Origin of the sequence: Citrobacter sp. RHB36-C18, from assembly GCF_013814485.1 — a bacterium.
Classification (GTDB): Bacteria; Pseudomonadota; Gammaproteobacteria; order Enterobacterales; family Enterobacteriaceae; genus Citrobacter; species Citrobacter braakii.
The window spans coordinates 1,038,370-1,056,785 of the sequence record NZ_CP057125.1; the positions used below are offsets into that span (position 1 = coordinate 1,038,370).

Sequence of the window (18,416 nt, forward strand, 5' to 3'; positions counted from 1 at the left end):
CATGTCTGAAGAAAAATTAGGTCAACAATATCTCGCGGCGCTGCACCAGGCCTTCCCGGGCGTCGTGCTGGATGAAGCCTGGCAGACCAAAGATCAGTTGACGATCACCGTCAAGGTGAACTACCTGCCGGAAGTGGTGGAGTTCCTGTACTACAAACAGGGCGGCTGGTTGTCCGTGCTGTTTGGTAACGACGAACGTCAGCTGTGCGGTCATTATGCCGTTTACTACGTGCTGTCGATGGAGCAGGGAACCAAGTGCTGGATTACCGTGCGCGTTGAGGTCGATGCCAATAAGCTGGAGTTCCCGTCCGTCACGCCGCGCGTGCCTGCTGCGGTCTGGGGCGAGCGCGAAGTGCGCGATATGTACGGTTTGATCCCGGTTGGTTTGCCCGATGAGCGTCGTCTGGTACTGCCGGATGACTGGCCGGACGAACTCTACCCGCTGCGTAAAGACAGCATGGATTATCGCCAGCGCCCCGCGCCGACTACCGATGCTGAAACCTACGAGTTCATCAACGAACTGGGAGACAAGAAAAATAATGTAGTGCCGATTGGCCCACTGCACGTCACCTCTGATGAACCCGGTCACTTCCGTCTGTTTGTTGACGGCGAGAACATCATCGACGCCGACTACCGTCTGTTCTATGTCCACCGCGGCATGGAGAAGCTGGCGGAAACCCGCATGGGTTACAACGAAGTGACCTTCTTGTCCGACCGCGTGTGCGGCATTTGCGGCTTTGCGCACAGCACCGCCTATACCACCTCCGTCGAGAACGCGATGGGCATCGTCGTGCCGGAACGTGCGCAGATGATCCGCGCCATTCTGCTGGAAGTTGAACGCCTGCACTCGCACCTGCTGAACCTCGGCCTGGCCTGTCACTTTACCGGTTTTGACTCCGGCTTTATGCAGTTCTTCCGCGTGCGTGAAACCTCCATGAAGATGGCGGAGATCCTCACCGGGGCACGTAAAACTTACGGTCTGAACCTGATCGGCGGTATTCGTCGTGATCTGCTGAAAGAGGATATGATCCAGACCCGTCAACTGGCGCAGCAGATGCGTCGTGACGTGCAGGAACTGGTCGATATGCTGCTCAGCACGCCGAACATGGAACAGCGTACCGTAGGTATTGGTCGTCTGGATCCGGAAATTGCCCGTGACTTCAGTAACGTCGGCCCGATGGTACGCGCCAGCGGCCATGCGCGTGACACCCGCGCCGATCACCCGTTTGTGGGCTATGGTCTGCTGCCGATGGAAGTTCACAGTGAGCAGGGTTGCGACGTTATTTCTCGTCTGAAAGTCCGTATCAATGAAGTCTACACCGCACTGAATATGATCGACTTTGGTCTGGACAACCTGCCAGGCGGCCCGCTGGCTGTGGAAGGTTTTACCTACATTCCACACCGCTTTGCGCTGGGCTTTGCTGAAGCGCCGCGCGGGGATGACATCCACTGGAGTATGACTGGCGACAACCAGAAACTGTATCGCTGGCGCTGTCGCGCGGCGACTTACGCCAACTGGCCGACGCTGCGCTACATGCTGCGTGGCAACACCGTTTCCGATGCCCCGCTGATTATCGGTAGCCTCGATCCTTGCTACTCCTGTACCGACCGTATGACCGTGGTCGATGTGCGTAAGAAGAAGAGCAAAGTCGTGCCGTACAAAGAACTTGAGCGCTACAGCATCGAGCGTAAAAACTCGCCGCTGAAATAAGGAATCGCCATGTTTACCTTTATCAAAAAAGTCATCAAAACCGGGGCGCCGACATCGTCGTATCCGCTGGAGCCGATTGCGGTCGATAAAAACTTCCGTGGCAAACCGGAACACAATCCGCAGCAGTGCATTGGCTGTGCGGCCTGTGTGAATGCGTGCCCGTCGAATGCACTGACGGTAGAAACCGATCTGGTCACCCATGAGCTGGCGTGGCAATTCAACCTCGGCCGTTGCATCTTCTGCGCCCGCTGCGAAGAAGTCTGCCCGACGGCGGCAATCAAGCTGTCGCAGGAGTATGAACTGGCGGTGTGGAAGAAAGAGGATTTCCTGCAGCAGTCCCGCTTTGCGCTGTGTAATTGTCGCGTATGTAACCGCCCGTTTGCGGTACAAAAAGAGATCGATTACGCCATTGCGCTACTTAAGCACAACGGCGACAGCCGTGCGGAAAACCACCGTGAAAGCTTTGAGACCTGCCCGGATTGTAAGCGCCAGAAATGCCTGGTGCCGTCTGACCGTATTGAACTGACTCGCCATATGAAAGAGGCCAACTGATGAGCAATTTATTAGGCCCACGTGACGCCAACGGTATTCCGGTACCGATGACGGTGGATGAATCCATTGCCAGCATGAAAGCATCGCTGCTTAAAAGCATCAAGCGTTCAGCGTACGTTTACCGTGTGGACTGCGGCGGCTGCAACGGCTGTGAAATCGAAATCTTCGCTACGCTTTCTCCGCTGTTTGATGCCGAACGTTTTGGTATCAAAGTTGTACCATCACCGCGCCATGCGGATATCCTGCTGTTTACCGGCGCGGTAACGCGTGCCATGCGCTCTCCGGCGCTGCGCGCCTGGCAGTCTGCGCCAGATCCGAAAATTTGTATCTCTTACGGTGCCTGCGGTAACAGCGGCGGTATCTTCCACGACTTATACTGCGTATGGGGCGGCACGGATAAAATCGTACCGGTGGATGTGTATATTCCTGGCTGTCCGCCAACGCCTGCGGCTACGCTGTACGGTTTTGCAATGGCGCTGGGTCTGCTGGAACAAAAAATTCACGCGCGTGCGCCAGGTGAACTGGACGAACAGCCGGCTGAAATTCTGCATCCGGACATGGTTCAGCCGCTGCGCGTGAAGGTGGATCGTGAAGCCCGCCGTCTGGCGGGCTACCGCTATGGTCGCCAGATTGCTGATGACTATATGACACAGTTAGGGCAGGGCGAGCATCAGGTGGCGCGCTGGCTGGAAGCGGAAAATGATCCGCGTCTGACCGAGATCGTCACGCATCTTAATCATGTTGTCGAAGAGGCGCGTATCCGATGAGTGAAACGGTGGTGTTCAGTCAACTGAGCCGTAAGTTTATTGATGAGAACGATGCAACGCCCGCTGAGGCGCAGCAGGTTGTCTATTACAGCCTGGCGATTGGTCACCACCTTGGGATCATCGATTGCCTGGAAGCGGCGTTAACCTGTCCGTGGGATGAATATCTGGCGTGGATTGCCACACTTGCCGAAGGCAGTGAAGCCCGCCGGAAAATGGAAGGCGTGCCGAAGTACGGCGAGATCGTCATTGATTTCAACCATGTGCAGATGCTGGCGCGCGCGTTCGATGATGCGCGTGCCGTGCAGACCCCGCAGCAGCAGGAGTGGAGCAAGCTGATGCTTAGCATGCTGCACGATATCCACCAGGAAAGCGCCATCTATCTGATGGTGAGGAGACATCGTGACTGACGTTTTATTATGTGTGGGTAACAGCATGATGGGCGATGACGGCGCGGGGCCGCTGTTGGCCGAAATGTGTGCTGCAAATCCTCAAGGACAATGGGTTGTCATCGACGGCGGTAGCGCGCCGGAAAACGACATCGTCGCCATCCGTGAGTTGCGCCCGCAGCGTCTGTTGATTGTGGATGCTACCGACATGGGGCTAAACCCTGGTGAAATCCGCATTATCGATCCTGATGATATTGCCGAGATGTTCATGATGACCACCCACAACATGCCGCTGAACTACCTGGTCAATCAGCTGAAAGACGACGTTGGCGAGGTGATTTTCCTTGGCATCCAGCCGGATATTGTCGGTTTTTACTACCCGATGACACAGCCGATCAAAGATGCGGTAGATACCGTTTATCAGCGATTATCCGGGTGGGAAGGACACGGTGGGTTCGCTGAATTAGAGGCACCGGAAGCCTGAGCCTGAGGGCACTGAATACCGGATGGTGTGTCGCATTACCACCATCCGGATAACGTCGACACCCTCGAAACAGACTATTCACCTGCTTGTTCAATAATTAATTTCCCCTGCGTAACCGATACTTTTACCGACGTGCCCGTCGGGAACCCCGCCTGTTCCAGCCAGTCTCCGTTCATCGTGAGTGAAGCATGGCGGCTTATACGTCGTGTAAAACCGGTTTTGCGATCTTCATGCCGTACTCTGACATAGCTGACTTTAAAATGACGTAATGGCTTGTTGATAACCGCTTCGGCATTGCCATTTTTACCAGACATAAACACTCCCTTGTTACAAATAAAGAGATGGAAAACTACTGAATAAAATGCCAGTAAAAAGGCGGGAGGGCAAACCCGAAACTGGAAGGCAGATCCAGAAAATAGAATGCAAATAATGAAAAAGATGAGAAGTTGATAATAGTTGGGGGGGAATATTCTCTTCTTTTACTAATACGGGAGTTATATTATATTTCGGCGTTGTTCAGGGAGGTTATATGCTCGAATTATTTAGAATTTGAATATATGGGAAGTTAATATACAGGAGTTATTTATGCGTTCAGGTATTCGTTTGGTAAATTTAATTATTATTTCCTCTCTTCTTAGCGGGTGCGAGACGGCGGCTGACGCGTTCTTCTCTGCGGGAGACCGATTATTTCAACCGGGGGAGTCGTCAACTGCGTCAATGCCAACCTTGTCCGTCGCTGATTTTGTCGCGCCCTATACCTTAAATCCTGTTAAAGCCAATAAGGACTATCTTGGTGAATGGGTGAAGCTGCGGGGCGTGGTCATTGATATTCGTAAGATTAATGGTATTTCCAATGCTTATTCTTATCTTGTCAGCCTGAAAGACGAAAATAATAAAATGAACAACGTGATTCAGTTCCAGTTTGGCTCCCATAATAGTACGAATGTTGAGTCATTACAGATTGGCCGGAGCGCGACAATTATTGGTCAGGTCCACGCGTTGGGCGAAGCGCCTTTGCCGCTGCTGCAAAATCCTAAAGTTGTACAATAAAAATGATAACAGACAGCGGGTATATATATTCTGAATAATACGTGTTGCCGGATAGCGGCGTCATCCGTCATCCGGCAACATTGTTATTCCAGATCGGTCCCGTTGCTCGCAATCACTTTCTTATACCACCAGAACGATTTTTTGCGTTTACGCGCTAACGTGCCGTTGCCCGCGTCATCGCGGTCCACATACACAAAACCGTAGCGTTTGCTCATCTCACCGGTTGAGGCTGAAACCAAATCGATACAGCCCCAGGTGGTGTAGCCCAGCAGCGGCACGCCATCTTCAATAGCATCTGCCATGGCGCGAATGTGCTCGCGTAAATAGCTAACGCGATAGTCGTCATTGATTTCGCCGTTAGCATCGATCTCATCTTTCGCCCCCAGCCCGTTTTCCACCAGAAACAACGGCTTCTGGTAGCGGTCATACATCATATTCATGGTGATGCGCAGACCGAGTGGGTCGATGCCCCAGCCCCATTCGCTGGCGGCAATGTACGGATTACGCAGCGACTTCACCACGTTAGCGGCGCTGGTATTGCCAGTATTCATTTCAGCGGAGGCGCAGCGCGATGCGTAATAGCTAAACGAGACGAAATCGACGGTGTTTTTCAGGATATCGTCATCTTCCGCCGCTTTTTCTATCACCACGCCTTTTTCGCGAAACACACGGGCAGAGTAAGCGGGGTAAGCCCCGCGCGCCTGCACATCAATAAAGAACAGGTTTTCGCGGTCTTTTTCCAGCGCGGTCCACACATCTTCCGGTTTACAGGAATAAGGATAAAAATTACCGCCCGCCAGCATACAGCCGACCTGGTTTTGCGGATTAATTTCATGGGCAATTTTAGTTGCCAGGGCGCTGGCAATCAGTTCGTGGTGGGCGGACTGATATTTCACCTGATCCTGATTTTCACCTTCTTCAAACACCAGTCCGGCGCCAGAAAAAGGGCTGTGCAGCATAATGTTGATTTCGTTGAACGTTAGCCAGTACTTCACCAGACCGTCAAAGGCCTCGAAGCAGGTACGGGCGTAGCGGGTAAAGAACTCTACCATTTTGCGGTTACGCCAGGAGCCATACTCGCTGACCAGATGCATCGGCACATCAAAGTGACACAGCGTAACTAACGGCTCAATACCGTATTTTTTACACTCGGCAAACACGGCCCGGTAAAACGCGATACCCTCTTCATTAGGCGTCAGCTCGTCGCCGTTGGGGTAGAGACGGCTCCAGGCAATGGAAGTACGAAAAACCGTAAACCCCATTTCCGCCATCAGCGCGATATCTTCTTTATAGCGATGATAAAAGTCGATTGCCTGATGGCTGGGATAAAATTCGCCATCCCGCAGCGTAAAGCGTTTTTCCTGACCCAGTTTGACGGCCATGCGGTTTGTGCCGTGGGGGATCATATCGACGGTGGTCAGCCCTTTGCCGCCTTCCCGGTATGCCCCTTCAGACTGGTTGGCGGCCAGTGCGCCGCCCCATAAAAATCCTTGCGGAAAAACAGACATAGTTAACCTCAGTTCATACCAGTCAAATGCTGGCTCTATTGATATTGCCTGGTTGCGCGGCTTGGTTTTTTCTGGCCTGCGCGGCTGCATCTTCGACAGGAATATCTTCAAAGCCGAGGAGCAGTGTTAATACAAAGGAAAGCACGACCGCCAGCGCCATCACGCCAAACACCCAAACGATGGTCATCGGATTGGCTGGATCGAAAAACTGTACGCTGGTGAACAAGCCTGGAGCCGCCATGGAGTGGCTCGCCAGTCCGGCCATTCCGGCAACGGCACCGCAGATAAAGCCGCTGATAAGACTCGCAATCAGTGGGCGTTTCAGGCGGATCGCCACGCCATACAGCGCGGGTTCGGAAATGCCTGCCATGATGGCCGAGGCGGCTGCCGCTAACGCCGTCTGACGCAGTTCCGGGTTTTTGGTTTTCCATGCTACTGCCAGCGATGAACCGCCCAGCGACAAATTGGCGCCGATTTCCGACGGCATCACCATGCCTTCTTTTCCGGTTTCGGCAATGGTCTGAATAATGGTTGGCGTGAAGACGCGGTGCATACCGGTCATCACCAGCAGCGGCCACAATGCGCCCATAATGGCCACCGACAGCCAGCCGAGATAGCCGTGAATGGTATAAACCAGCGCTGAAATTGCACTACCGATCCAGATACCGATAGGGCCAATGATGACGATGGCGAGTGGGGCGGCGATCAGCACGATTAGCATCGGTTTAAGGAAGTTTTTGGTTACCGCCGGAGTGATGCGATCGACCCAGCGTTCGATGTAGGACAGACACCAGGTCATGACCAGCGCCGGGATCACCGTGTAGGTGTATTTCACCGCCGTCACCGGGATCAGGGCAAACTCAACGTGCTCACCCTGCGCGGCCTTCGCCATCAGTTCGATGAAGCTGGGATGCACCAGTACGCCTGCGATGGCGATTGCCAGCGACATGTTGGTTTTGAATTTTATGGCTGCTGAGGCGGCGACCATCAGTGGCAGGAAGAAGAAGGCACCGTCGCCGATTACGGTCAGAATAGTGAGCGTGGACGATCCTTTCACCAGCACGCCGGTCATTTCGAGGATCATTGCCAGCAGCTTGAGCATTGATCCGCCGATAATAGCCGGGATCAACGGGGACATTGTGCCGATCAGCGCGTCGAGGATCCCAGCGCCAATCCGCTTCAGCGTCAGCCGAGGTTTGGTTTGCGGCTCTGCAGGTTGCATATTGGCAGGTAACAGGCTGACTACCTCGCGATACGCCTGCGAAACGGTGTTGCCGATGATCACCTGGCACTGGTTATCGCTGCGCACCACGCCGAGCACGCCAGGGAGCGTCTTCAGCGTCGTGCTGTCGACCTGCGAGTCATCTTTGATAACGAAACGCAAACGGGTCATACAGTGGGTCACTGCTGTGATGTTGTCCACGCCTCCCAGAGCCGTCACAACCGAGCGCGCCAGCGCTGCATAATTTTTGGACATCGGATTTAATCCTGTTTTATCAGTAGAGTACGTTATGTTTTATCCGTTCACGTTGGTCGCTTTTCTGGGTTGATGAAACGCAGATAGGAAACCGGTTCCACAAAATCATGTTTAAATTACACGCAATGGGCAAGTTTTAATTTTGATCATTTTTTATAATTGTGACTCCGATCACCAGATGTCAGCGTTTGCAATTTAGCAGCAAGGACAGCGGCGAAACGGTGCAGTACACTGCGTCACATTGAGAGAAAAGGGATGAGTAATATGACCACGATGCTGGAGGTGGCGAAGCGTGCCGGGGTGTCAAAAGCGACGGTTTCCCGGGTGCTTTCCGGGAATGGCTATGTCAGTCAGGAAACCAAAGATCGCGTGTTTCAGGCCATTGAAGAGAGTGGTTACCGCCCTAACTTGCTGGCACGCAGTCTGGCAGCGAAAACCACGCAGACGCTGGGTCTGGTGGTAACTAACACCCTTTATCACGGCGTCTATTTCAGCGAACTGCTGTTTCATACCGCGCGGATGGCGGAAGATAAGGGACGCCAGTTGTTGCTGGCTGACGGTAAGCACAGCGCAGAGGAAGAGCGTCAGGCGATCCAGTACCTGCTCGACCTGCGCTGTGACGCGATTATGATCTATCCGCGTTTTCTTAGCGTGGATGAGATAGACAATATCATCGACGCCCACGCCCAGCCGATTATGGTGCTTAATCGGCGGCTGCGAAAAAATACCAGCCACTGCGTGTGGTGCGATCAAAAGCAAACCAGTTTTAACGCCGTTACTCAGCTCATTGCCGCCGGGCACAAAGAGATTGGTTTTATTACTGGCTCGATGGATTCGCCTACCGGCGTGGAGCGACTTTCAGGCTATAAAGACGCGCTGGCACATCATGGCATTCCGCTTAATAATGATTTGATTGTTAAAGGGAAATGGACGCCAGCCTGCGGCGCGGCGGGAGTCGATACTTTGCTTTCGCGTCAGGTCAATTTTACCGCGCTGGTGGCCAGCAATGATGATATGGCGATCGGTGCGATGAAGCAGTTGCACGCGCATGGCGTGAGCGTCCCTGCTCAGGTGTCGGTGATTGGCTTCGATGATATCGCTATCGCGCCATACACTATTCCGGCGCTTTCCAGCGTCAAAATCCCGGTAACGGAAATGATCCAGGAAACGATAGGCCGCCTGATCTTTATGCTGGATGACGGGGCGTTTACGCCGCCAAAAACCTTCACCGGTGAACTCATTCAACGCGACTCTGTTGCGCCGCTCGTTTTGCGCTGACGGCTGTCATTTGTCATCGTCACTAGTGACGATGACACGGCTTCTCTGCATTCATCAAAATAAAAAACCTTTAATAACAGTTAATTAAATTCTGGCACGATTTATGAATGCTTCGGCAGATAATCTGTCATTGCTGGAGAAATTGATGAACCGTTTCATCATTGCAGACGCCAATAAATGCATTGGTTGCCGTACCTGTGAAGTGGCCTGCGTGGTATCCCATCAGGATAACCAGGACTGCGCATCGCTGACCCCTGAAACCTTTTTACCCCGCATTCACGTCATCAAAGGCGTTAATGTCTCCACGGCGACGCTGTGCCGCCAGTGTGAAGACGCGCCGTGCGCTAACGTCTGCCCGAACGGTGCAATCAGCCGTGATAAAGGCTTTGTCCACGTGATGCAGGAGCGCTGCATTGGGTGTAAAACCTGCGTTGTGGCTTGCCCTTATGGCGCAATGGAAGTGGTCGTGCGTCCGGTTGTTCGTAACAGCGGGGCAGGTCTGAACGTCCGGGCAGAAAAAGCCGAAGCCAATAAGTGCGACCTGTGCCACCATCGTGAGGCCGGCCCTGCCTGTATGGAAGTCTGCCCGACTCACGCGCTGATTTATGTGGATCGCAATAAGCTTGAGCAACTGAGCGCTGAAAAACGCCGTCGCGCGGCGCTGGATTCCACAGCATCTTTGCTGTTCTGATATCTGAAAATCCGCGTAAAATACGTGCCGGATAAGGCGAAGCCGCCATCCGGCAAACGGACATTTCAGGGATACAATACCGCGGGAATTCATCATGACAATAAACAACCACTCCGGCGTACAGCTGCGTATTCGCGGTAAGGTACAGGGCGTCGGATTTCGCCCCTACGTCTGGCAACTGGCGCAGCGGTTACAGCTACATGGCGATGTGTGTAACGACGGTGACGGTGTGGTTGTGCGTATACAGGAAGATCCGGCAGAGTTTATTGCGCAGTTGCATCAACACTGCCCGCCGCTGGCGCGCATTGACAGCGTTGAGAGCGAACCGTTCGCCTGGACGCAGCCGCCTGCCGATTTCTCGATTCGGCAAAGTGCTGGCGGAACGATGAATACGCAAATCGTTCCGGATGCCGCGACCTGTCCAGAATGTCTGGTTGAAATGAACACCCCCAGCGAACGCCGCTATCGTTATCCCTTTATCAACTGCACCCACTGTGGCCCGCGGTTTACGATTATCCGCGCCATGCCCTACGATCGCCCGTTTACCGTGATGGCGTCATTCCCACTCTGTGCGCAATGCGATAAAGAGTATCGTGATCCATACGACCGTCGCTTCCATGCCCAGCCCGTTGCCTGTCCGGCATGCGGTCCCCACCTCGAATGGTTTAGCGCGGGTGAGCGGGCGGAGAAAGAAGAGGCGTTGCAGGCGGCAGTATCGCGCCTAAAAGCAGGCGGTATTGTGGCCGTTAAAGGGATTGGTGGGTTTCATCTGGTGTGCGATGCACGAAATGATGACGCCGTAGCGCTGCTCAGGCTGCGCAAACACCGTCCGGCAAAACCTCTGGCAGTGATGCTGCCCAGTGATGACGGACTGCCTGAACCCGCTCATCGTTTGCTGACAACCCCAGCCGCGCCGATCGTGTTGGTGCAGAAACGCTATATCGCAGCATTGAGCGAGGGCATTGCGCCAGGGTTAACGGAAGTGGGCGTCATGCTGCCAGCGAATCCGTTGCAGCATTTGCTCTTACAAGAGATGAAGTGTCCGTTGGTAATGACCTCCGGCAATCTCAGCGGCAGACCGCCCGCTATTACCAACGCGCAGGCGCTGGAAGATTTACACGAAATTGCCGATGGTTTCCTGCTGCATAACCGCGAAATTGTGCAGCGGATGGATGACTCTGTGGTACGCGACAGTGGCGAGATGCTGCGTCGTTCACGGGGTTACGTGCCGGATGCGGTAGCGCTGCCGCCAGGATTTCACGACGTGCCACCGATGCTTTGCCTGGGCGCTGATCTGAAAAATACCTTCTGCCTGGTGCGTGGTGAACAGGCGGTTATCAGCCAGCATTTGGGCGATCTCAGCGATGACGGCATTCAGCAGCAGTGGCGTGATGCGCTGCGCCTGATCCAGAACATTTATGACTTTACGCCGCAGCGTATCGTGCATGATGCACACCCTGGTTATGTTTCCAGCCAGTGGGCCAGCGAAATGAATCTGCCAACCGAAACGGTGCTGCATCACCATGCGCATGCCGCTGCGTGTCTGGCCGAGCACGGCTGGTCGCTCGATGGTGGCGACGTGATTGCTCTGACGTTAGACGGTATCGGCATGGGGGAAAACGGCGCGCTGTGGGGGGGGGAGTGTTTGCGGGTCAACTATCGTGAATGCGAACACCTTGGCGGCTTACCGGCGGTAGCGCTGGCAGGGGGCGATCTGGCGGCAAAACAGCCGTGGCGCAATTTGCTCGCGCAGTGCCTGCGTTTTGTTACTGACTGGCAGCGCTACCCGGAAACATCGGTGCTGCAACATCAAAACTGGAACGTGCTGGCGCGCGCCATTGAGCGGGGGATTAACGCACCGCTGGCGTCATCGTGCGGACGGCTGTTTGATGCCGTTGCCGCCGCGCTTCAATGTGCGCCGGAATCGCTGAGTTATGAAGGTGAGGCGGCCTGCGCGCTGGAGGCGATGGCATCGCAATGTGCTGGCGTTGAGCACCCTGTCACGGTGCCGCTTGAAGGCAATCAACTGGACTTAGCGGTTTTTTGGCAGCAATGGCTGACCTGGCAGGCCAAACCTGCCGAAAGAGCCTGGGCGTTTCACGACGCGCTGGCGCGTGGGTTTGCTACCCTGATGCGTTTGCAGGCCGAAGAGCGGGGGATTAAGACGCTGGTATTCAGCGGAGGTGTGATGCATAACCGCTTATTGTCAGCCCGGCTGGCGTTTTATCTGCATGATTTTACCTTACTGTTCCCGCAGCGTTTACCGGCGGGCGACGGCGGGTTGTCGTTGGGGCAGGGCGTGATTGCCGCGGCGCGGGCGTTGGCGCAAAAATAAAAAAAGCCCCGGGACTGGCGGGGCAAGAACTACAGGTCGGGGCATACCGACAAGTGGCAACGCACATCCATGTGCGTGAGGTTAATAAATCAAGCAACGGTATCCTGTACTTACACGGGCAGCGTTTTCAGCAGCGCAAAGGCCTCTTTCATGCGGTCTTCGCTGACGACAAAGGCACATAGCTGGCCTGCATCGTTCATCCCTCTGGCCACCATCCCTTGCGCTTCGGCGGCAATATGCCAGTTCAGATCGCGGCGCTGGGTTTCCCCAGCCAGATGCAAGGGTAATTCCGGCGTTTTGACTTTTACCAGCATGGCAGGCAACTTCAATGGCGCATTGCCGCCGAGCAGGTTTTTCGCCAGATACATGGCGCTCAGCTGAATCGGTTGCAGGAACGGGAGTACCTGACTGTTAATTTCCGCACAGTCGCCGAGAGCATAAATGTCCGGGTGGCTGGTTTGCAGGTAGCTGTCGACGCAGACGCCGCGATTGATGTTCAATCCGGCGCGACGCGCCAGCGCGGTTTCAGGGCGCAGGCCCGTTGCGGCGATCACCGCATCGACTTCTACGCTGCGGCTACGATCGAGCGTGGCGCGAATCCCCGACTCTGTTTTCTCCAGCCCCTGAAGCTGCGATTTCAGCAGCAGGTGTACGCCCATATCGGTCAGACGATGCTGTAAGCGACTGCTTACTTCTGGCGGCATCAGCGAAGCCAGAATGCTGGCGGCGTTGTCGATAAGCGTCACCGCTTTACCAGCACGACAAAAATCCATCGCCAGTTCGCTGCCAATCAAGCCGCCGCCGACAATCAGCACCCGTTGGGCGTCACGCAGTTGTGTTTCACAGGCGCGATACTCTTGTTGGCTGTTCAATGTGAGCATTAACTCACGTCCGGTAATCGGCGGTACGAAGGCAGATGCTCCTGTAGCCAGCACCAGTTTGTCGTATGGCCACTGTTGCTCCTGGCTTTTCACTACGTGAGCATCGGCATCGATGTCGGTTACCCAGGTGTGCGGGAACAGGCGCAAATTAAACTGTTCGGCAAACTCCCCCGCCGACTGGCGGGTGAGGTCGTCTGCACGCTGCGACTGACTGATAACATGGCTGAGATCGGGCTTGTTGTACTCATCCATACTGTCTGCAGCAATCAGGGTCAGCGGGACATTTGCATCCTGCTTACGGATATTTTTGACTAACTGGCGGGCGGCGAAGCCTGAACCAATAATGACAATTCCGCGGCTCATTTTGCCTCCGTTGCCAGTACGTCGAAGACGTCTTTACCTAATGAACATTCCGGGCACAGGAAGTTATCCGGCACGTCGCTCCACGGTGTTCCCGGCGCGACATCCTGCAGCGGTTCACCTTTTGCCGGGTCGTAAATCCACTGGCATACGCTGCACTGCATGCTTGGACCAAGATCAGCGGCAGCCGCAGCGGCACAGGCGCACTCTTCCTCTTTGGTTGCCGTTTTGACGATTGTTTCCGGCAGCGGAGCAAGCGCCCACTGACGTGCGATTTCACGGCCATGCTGGCGACACAGTTCCAGCGCGTCCAGATCCGGACGCCATTTCGCTTTCAGACTCAGCGACATCTCGAAACCGGCATCCTGCAAGCGTGTGGACAAACGGTCTACCGCACCGCCGCTCCAGCCGTGTGAACCAAAGGCGCTGGCGCGTTTGTTACGAAAACGCAGGCCGGTCATCTCTTCTACCAGACCGGCGATTTTTGGCATCATTACGTTGTTCATCGTTGAAGTACCAACCAGCACGCCTTTAGAGCGGAAGACGTTAGTCAGGACTTCGTTTTTGTCGCTACGGGCGACGTTAAAGATTTTCACCGCCACGTTCGGGTCAACTTCGTTGATGCCCTGGGCAATGGCGTCCGCCATCATGCGGGTGTTGTTGGACATGGTGTCGTAGAAAATGGTGATACGGTCTTCCTGATAGTCAGCCGCCCATTTCAGATACATTTCAACGATTTGTGTCGGGTTGTCGCGCCATACCACGCCGTGGGAAGTGGCAATCATATCCACCGGCAGGTTGAAGCCGAGAATCTCAGTGATTTTCGGTGTAACCAGACGGCTGAACGGCGTCAGGATGTTGGCGTAGTAACGCTGGCACTGTTCGAACAGTTCGGTCTGGTCAACTTCGTCGTTAAACAGACGTTCATCACAGTAGTGCTGGCCGAAGGCGTCGTTACTGAACAGCACCGCATCGCCGGTCATGTAGGTCATCATGCTGTCAGGCCAGTGCAGCATCGGCGTTTCAACGAAGATCAGCTGCTTACCGTTGCCAATGTCCAGCGAGTCGCCGGTTTTCACCACGTTGAAGTTCCACTCCGGGTGGTGGTGGTGTCCGTTGATAGAGTCAATAGCGTTGGCTGTGCAGTAAATTGGGGTGTCAGGGATGCAGGACATCAGCTCAGTCAGCGCACCGGCATGGTCCTCTTCCGCGTGGTTAATGATGATGTAGTCGATATCTGCCAGGTCAATTTCACTGCGCAGGTTCTGCACGAATTCACGGCTAAACTTGTGGTCTACTGTATCGATCAGGACATTTTTTTCTTCACGGATGAGATAGCTGTTGTAGCTGCTACCGCGCAGCGTTTTATATTCAGTCCCGTGGAAATCACGAACTTCCCAGTCACGTTGGCCAACCCAATGAATGTTATTTTTAACCAGAATAGACATAGCAACCTCAGTAATTAATTCAGCATTTTTCTAAAAAAGATGTTTTGCTTATTGCAGGTTGCGTGCCAACTTTTTATTTATTGATTTTAAAGGGGTTGTTTTTTAATGCCTATAAGGTGGTAGTCAAAATGACTATTCATTTTATTGTCAATATGACAATATGAATTGTCAAAATGACAATGAGGTCGTCATGAGTTTTTCCGTAGACGTGCTGGCGGGTATCGCCATTGAATTACAAAGCGGTATTGGACATCAGGACCGTTTTCAACGCCTGATAACCACCTTGCGTCAGGTGCTGGAGTGCGACGCGTCGGCATTGCTGCGCTATGAGTCGCGACAGTTTATTCCGCTGGCGATCGATGGGCTGGCGCAGGACGTTCTCGGCAGGCGCTTTACCCTGGAAGGGCATCCTCGTCTGGAGGCGATTGCCCGCGCCGGGGACGTGGTTCGTTTCCCTGCCGACAGCGATTTGCCAGACCCTTACGATGGGCTGATTCCGGGCCAGGAGAGCCTGAAGGTACACGCCTGCATTGGCTTACCGCTGTTCGCCGGTCAAAATCTGATTGGCGCGTTAACGCTGGATTGCATGGAGCCCGATCAATTCGATGTTTTCAGCGATGAAGAACTTAGGCTGATTGCCGCGCTGGCGGCGGGCGCGCTGAGCAATGCGCTGCTGATTGAACAACTGGAAAGCCAGAATATGTTGCCGGGCCCGTCGACGGCCTTCGAGCAGGTGACTGAAACCCAAATGATTGGCCTGTCGCCCAATATGCTGCAGTTGAAAAAAGAGATTGAGATTGTGGCGGGATCCGATCTCAACGTACTGATTAGCGGCGAAACGGGGACCGGGAAGGAGCTGGTAGCTAAGGCTATCCATGAAGGTTCGCCGCGCGCGGTGAATCCGCTGGTGTATCTGAACTGCGCGGCGTTGCCGGAAACCGTAGCGGAAAGTGAGCTGTTTGGTCACGTAAAAGGCGCCTTTACCGGGGCTATCAGCAATCGTAGCGGTAAGTTTGAAATGGCTGACAATGGGACGCTGTTTCTCGATGAGATTGGCGAACTCTCGCTGGCGTTACAGGCTAAGTTGCTACGTGTGTTGCAGTACGGCGATATTCAGCGTGTGGGTGACGATCGCAGCCTGCGCGTGGATGTTCGGGTGCTGGCGGCAACGAACCGTGATTTACGGGAAGAGGTGCTGGCCGGGAATTTCCGTGCGGATTTGTTCCACCGTCTGAGCGTCTTTCCCCTTTCCGTACCGCCCCTTCGTGAACGCGGCGAAGATGTGGTGCTGCTGGCCGGTTATTTTTGCGAACAATGTCGGCTGCGGCTGGGACTTTCCCGCGTGGTGTTAAGTCCCGGCGCACGTAGCCATCTGTTGAATTATGGCTGGCCCGGGAACGTGCGCGAGCTGGAACATGCTATTCACCGGGCGGTTGTTCTGGCAAGGGCCACCAGGGCAGGGGATGAAGTGGTGCTTGAGGCGCAGCATTTTGCCCTGCAGGATGAAAACCCGGCTCCCCAGGCGGAGGTTGTTGCGGAGATCCCGCAGCATCGCAACCTGCGTGAGGCAACGGAGTCATTCCAGCGGGAGATGATCCGCCGGGCGTTGGCGCAAAATAATCACAGTTGGGCGGCAAGTGCGCGGGCGCTGGAAACAGACGTCGCCAACCTGCACCGGCTGGCGAAACGTCTGGGGCTGAAGGATTAGATAATACCTGCCTGATAGAAATCCTGCAGGTTGATAGCACCGGTGAGTTTACCGTTTTCATCAACCACCGGTGCGGCAGTGATTTTGCGCTTCATCAGGATCTCTTTGGCGTCAATGGCGCGGCTCTGCGCCTGCAGCGTAATGCCATTATGGGTCATTGCTTCGCTAACCTGAGTGGTGAGCGCTCCGCCGCCAACCAGCCAGCGGCGCAGGTCACCGTCGGTAAAGACGCCTTTCACCAGCGACTCGTCGTCGCAGACTGCCACCAGGCCAAGACCCGTACGGCTTAGTTCCAGCATCGCGTCCATGACGCTGGTGGTGAGCGTCACCTGCGGAATGGCATCGTCACGGCGCATCAGATGATGCACTTTATTTAACAGACGAGCGCCCAGCGCACCCGCCGGATGCGAGCGGGCAAAATCTTCTTCGTTAAAGCCGCGCGCCTGCATCACGGCGATTGCCAACGCGTCGCCCATCATCAGAGTGTTCACGGTACTGGAAGTCGGTGCCAGGCGCATCGGACAGGCTTCGCGCTCAACGGAAATATCCAGCACGGCTTTGGCTGCCAGACCCAGCGGTGAGGTCGGTTTTCCGGTCATTGCCAGCAGAGCGACGGACTTGTCTTCCAGGCGCGGAATGATGAGATCCAGTTCTTTTGCGCCGCCGGAGTAGGAAATAAACAGCATGACATCACGGCTTTCAATCATCCCTAAGTCGCCGTGCAGCGCTTCAGCCGGATGCACAAAAAAGGCGGGCGTGCCGGTACTGGCGAGGGTCGCGGCTATTTTTTTGCCAATATGGCCTGATTTGCCAATCCCGGAGACAATCACTTTGCCTTCGCAGTGGATGATAGTATTGGCGGCGCGGACAAAATCATCGCCCAGTCGTTCAGGCAGTCGGCTGGCTTCCTGTAGCTCCAGCATTAACGTCTGACGGCCCGCGTTCAGTAGTGCATCACTCATTGGTTTCTCCGGTTATGATCACTTCAATCCCTTTTGCTTCCAGCGCCTGACGAAACGCTGGGTCGATACCCGCATCGGTAATCAGCTTGTCGACGCTTTCCAGACTGCACACAACATTGGGGCTTTTGCGCCCAAATTTTGACGAGTCAGCCATCAGAATCACTTCGCGAGCGGCATTGCACATCGCTTTACTGACGCTAAACACCTCATTAAAGGTGGTCACGCCGGCATTGAGGTCAATGCCGTCGGTGCCCATGAAGAGTTTATCAAAGCTGAACTGCTCAAAGGCGTTTTCTGCCAGCTGACCGTGAAATGACGCAGATTTTTTGCGAAAGGTCCCGCCGGGCATCAGGATAGTTTGCTCGTTGTCCAGCTCTGAAAGGGCGTTAACAATGTGCAGACTGTTGGTCATGACGGTGATGTTGCTAAAGCGGGTGAGCATCGGCACCATCTGCAATACGGTGCTGCCCGCATCCAGAATAATCGAGTCGCCATCGTGAATAAAACGGACGGCGGCTTCGGCAATCTGCTCTTTTTTATGCGTATTGATTAGCGTTTTGTGATCGATTGGCGGGTCGGATTCGTCTTTATTTAATACCACGCCGCCATAGGTACGAATGACGGTTCCGGCATTCTCCAGAATGACCAGGTCTTTGCGAATGGTCGTGCCGGTTGTGTCAAAGTAGTGGGCCAGTTCTTCAACCGAGCATTTTCCCTGCTTTTGCAGATGCTCCAATATGGCTGCCTGTCGCTGACGAGGTTTCATAGGCGTGATTACCCTGACTTATTAGGTTGCAAAATGATAATTTCGCAAGCTA

Annotated in this window: 17 protein-coding genes; 10 read left to right on the top strand and 7 right to left on the bottom strand. The window is 54.5% G+C overall.

The window, feature by feature from the left end; genetic code table 11:
- Position 1 precedes the first annotated feature (1 nt).
- The 5 genes from hycE to hycI are packed head-to-tail and all read left to right on the top strand — an operon-like array spanning position 2 to position 3,900.
- The gene (gene hycE / locus HVZ52_RS04955; protein ID WP_016154186.1) at positions 2 to 1,711 is read left to right on the top strand and encodes a formate hydrogenlyase subunit HycE; all 1,710 of its coding nucleotides are present in this window, start codon (positions 2 to 4) and stop codon (positions 1,709 to 1,711) included.
- A 9-nt stretch (positions 1,712 to 1,720) separates the two neighbouring features.
- Positions 1,721 to 2,263 (top strand): formate hydrogenlyase subunit HycF, encoded by a 543-nt coding sequence (gene hycF, locus HVZ52_RS04960; RefSeq protein WP_181598948.1) that lies wholly within the window; start codon positions 1,721 to 1,723, stop codon positions 2,261 to 2,263.
- The gene (hycG, locus tag HVZ52_RS04965) at positions 2,263 to 3,030 is read left to right on the top strand and encodes a formate hydrogenlyase subunit HycG (RefSeq protein WP_003037388.1); all 768 of its coding nucleotides are present in this window, start codon (positions 2,263 to 2,265) and stop codon (positions 3,028 to 3,030) included. Before hycF ends, hycG begins: the two co-directional genes overlap by 1 nt.
- On the top strand, positions 3,027 to 3,437 hold the full coding sequence (locus HVZ52_RS04970) for a formate hydrogenlyase maturation HycH family protein (RefSeq protein WP_003037385.1): 411 nt from the start codon (positions 3,027 to 3,029) through the stop codon (positions 3,435 to 3,437). The genes hycG and HVZ52_RS04970 overlap by 4 nt, the downstream gene beginning before the upstream one ends.
- A complete protein-coding gene (gene hycI, locus HVZ52_RS04975) occupies positions 3,430 to 3,900 on the top strand; it encodes a hydrogenase maturation peptidase HycI (protein WP_181598949.1) in 471 nt (156 codons plus the stop codon). The genes HVZ52_RS04970 and hycI overlap by 8 nt, the downstream gene beginning before the upstream one ends.
- A gap of 74 nt (positions 3,901 to 3,974) precedes the next feature.
- On the opposite strand, the gene HVZ52_RS04980 is transcribed toward hycI, so the two are convergent.
- Positions 3,975 to 4,214, bottom strand: a complete 240-nt coding sequence (locus HVZ52_RS04980) for a SymE family type I addiction module toxin (RefSeq protein WP_016154182.1) — start codon at positions 4,212 to 4,214, stop codon at positions 3,975 to 3,977.
- 271 nt (positions 4,215 to 4,485) lie between these two features.
- On the opposite strand from HVZ52_RS04980, the gene HVZ52_RS04985 reads away from it, so the two are divergent.
- Positions 4,486 to 4,950 carry an OB-fold putative lipoprotein gene (locus tag HVZ52_RS04985; RefSeq protein WP_181598950.1) on the top strand — a complete coding sequence of 155 codons (465 nt, stop codon included), beginning with the start codon at positions 4,486 to 4,488 and terminating at the stop codon, positions 4,948 to 4,950.
- 83 nt (positions 4,951 to 5,033) lie between these two features.
- On the opposite strand, the gene HVZ52_RS04990 is transcribed toward HVZ52_RS04985, so the two are convergent.
- Positions 5,034 to 6,458 carry a 6-phospho-beta-glucosidase gene (locus HVZ52_RS04990; RefSeq protein ID WP_181598951.1) on the bottom strand — a complete coding sequence of 475 codons (1,425 nt, stop codon included), beginning with the start codon at positions 6,456 to 6,458 and terminating at the stop codon, positions 5,034 to 5,036.
- Positions 6,459 to 6,480: 22 nt separating this feature from the next.
- Entirely contained in the window at positions 6,481 to 7,935 is a 1,455-nt protein-coding gene (ascF, locus tag HVZ52_RS04995; protein WP_046274835.1) for a PTS cellobiose/arbutin/salicin transporter subunit IIBC, read from the bottom strand.
- A gap of 264 nt (positions 7,936 to 8,199) precedes the next feature.
- Here ascF and HVZ52_RS05000 point away from each other — a divergent pair, with 264 nt between their 5' ends.
- From HVZ52_RS05000 to hypF, 3 genes are all read left to right on the top strand, one after another.
- Complete coding sequence (locus HVZ52_RS05000) at positions 8,200 to 9,213, top strand: LacI family DNA-binding transcriptional regulator (protein WP_181598952.1); 1,014 nt, start codon at positions 8,200 to 8,202, stop codon at positions 9,211 to 9,213.
- 145 nt (positions 9,214 to 9,358) lie between these two features.
- Entirely contained in the window at positions 9,359 to 9,904 is a 546-nt protein-coding gene (hydN, locus tag HVZ52_RS05005) for an electron transport protein HydN (protein WP_003037366.1), read from the top strand.
- Between the two features lie 94 nt (positions 9,905 to 9,998).
- Complete coding sequence (gene hypF, locus HVZ52_RS05010) at positions 9,999 to 12,239, top strand: carbamoyltransferase HypF (protein WP_181598953.1); 2,241 nt, start codon at positions 9,999 to 10,001, stop codon at positions 12,237 to 12,239.
- Between the two features lie 110 nt (positions 12,240 to 12,349).
- On the opposite strand, the gene norW is transcribed toward hypF, so the two are convergent.
- Together norW and norV are read right to left on the bottom strand one after the other, a co-directional pair.
- Positions 12,350 to 13,483: an NADH:flavorubredoxin reductase NorW gene (norW, locus tag HVZ52_RS05015; protein WP_149381273.1), complete on the bottom strand. Its 1,134-nt coding sequence runs from the start codon at positions 13,481 to 13,483 to the stop codon at positions 12,350 to 12,352.
- Complete coding sequence (gene norV, locus HVZ52_RS05020; RefSeq protein WP_016154175.1) at positions 13,480 to 14,928, bottom strand: anaerobic nitric oxide reductase flavorubredoxin; 1,449 nt, start codon at positions 14,926 to 14,928, stop codon at positions 13,480 to 13,482. Before norV ends, norW begins: the two co-directional genes overlap by 4 nt.
- Before the next feature lie 190 nt (positions 14,929 to 15,118).
- Here norV and norR point away from each other — a divergent pair, with 190 nt between their 5' ends.
- Entirely contained in the window at positions 15,119 to 16,636 is a 1,518-nt protein-coding gene (norR, locus tag HVZ52_RS05025) for a nitric oxide reductase transcriptional regulator NorR (RefSeq protein WP_153646964.1), read from the top strand.
- On the opposite strand, the gene gutQ is transcribed toward norR, so the two are convergent.
- Positions 16,633 to 17,598 carry an arabinose-5-phosphate isomerase GutQ gene (gutQ, locus tag HVZ52_RS05030; RefSeq protein ID WP_016157311.1) on the bottom strand — a complete coding sequence of 322 codons (966 nt, stop codon included), beginning with the start codon at positions 17,596 to 17,598 and terminating at the stop codon, positions 16,633 to 16,635. The two genes, norR and gutQ, sit on opposite strands and share 4 nt — an antisense overlap.
- Complete coding sequence (locus HVZ52_RS05035) at positions 17,591 to 18,364, bottom strand: DNA-binding transcriptional repressor (RefSeq protein ID WP_003037350.1); 774 nt, start codon at positions 18,362 to 18,364, stop codon at positions 17,591 to 17,593. The genes gutQ and HVZ52_RS05035 overlap by 8 nt, the downstream gene beginning before the upstream one ends.
- Positions 18,365 to 18,416: the final 52 nt, after the last annotated feature.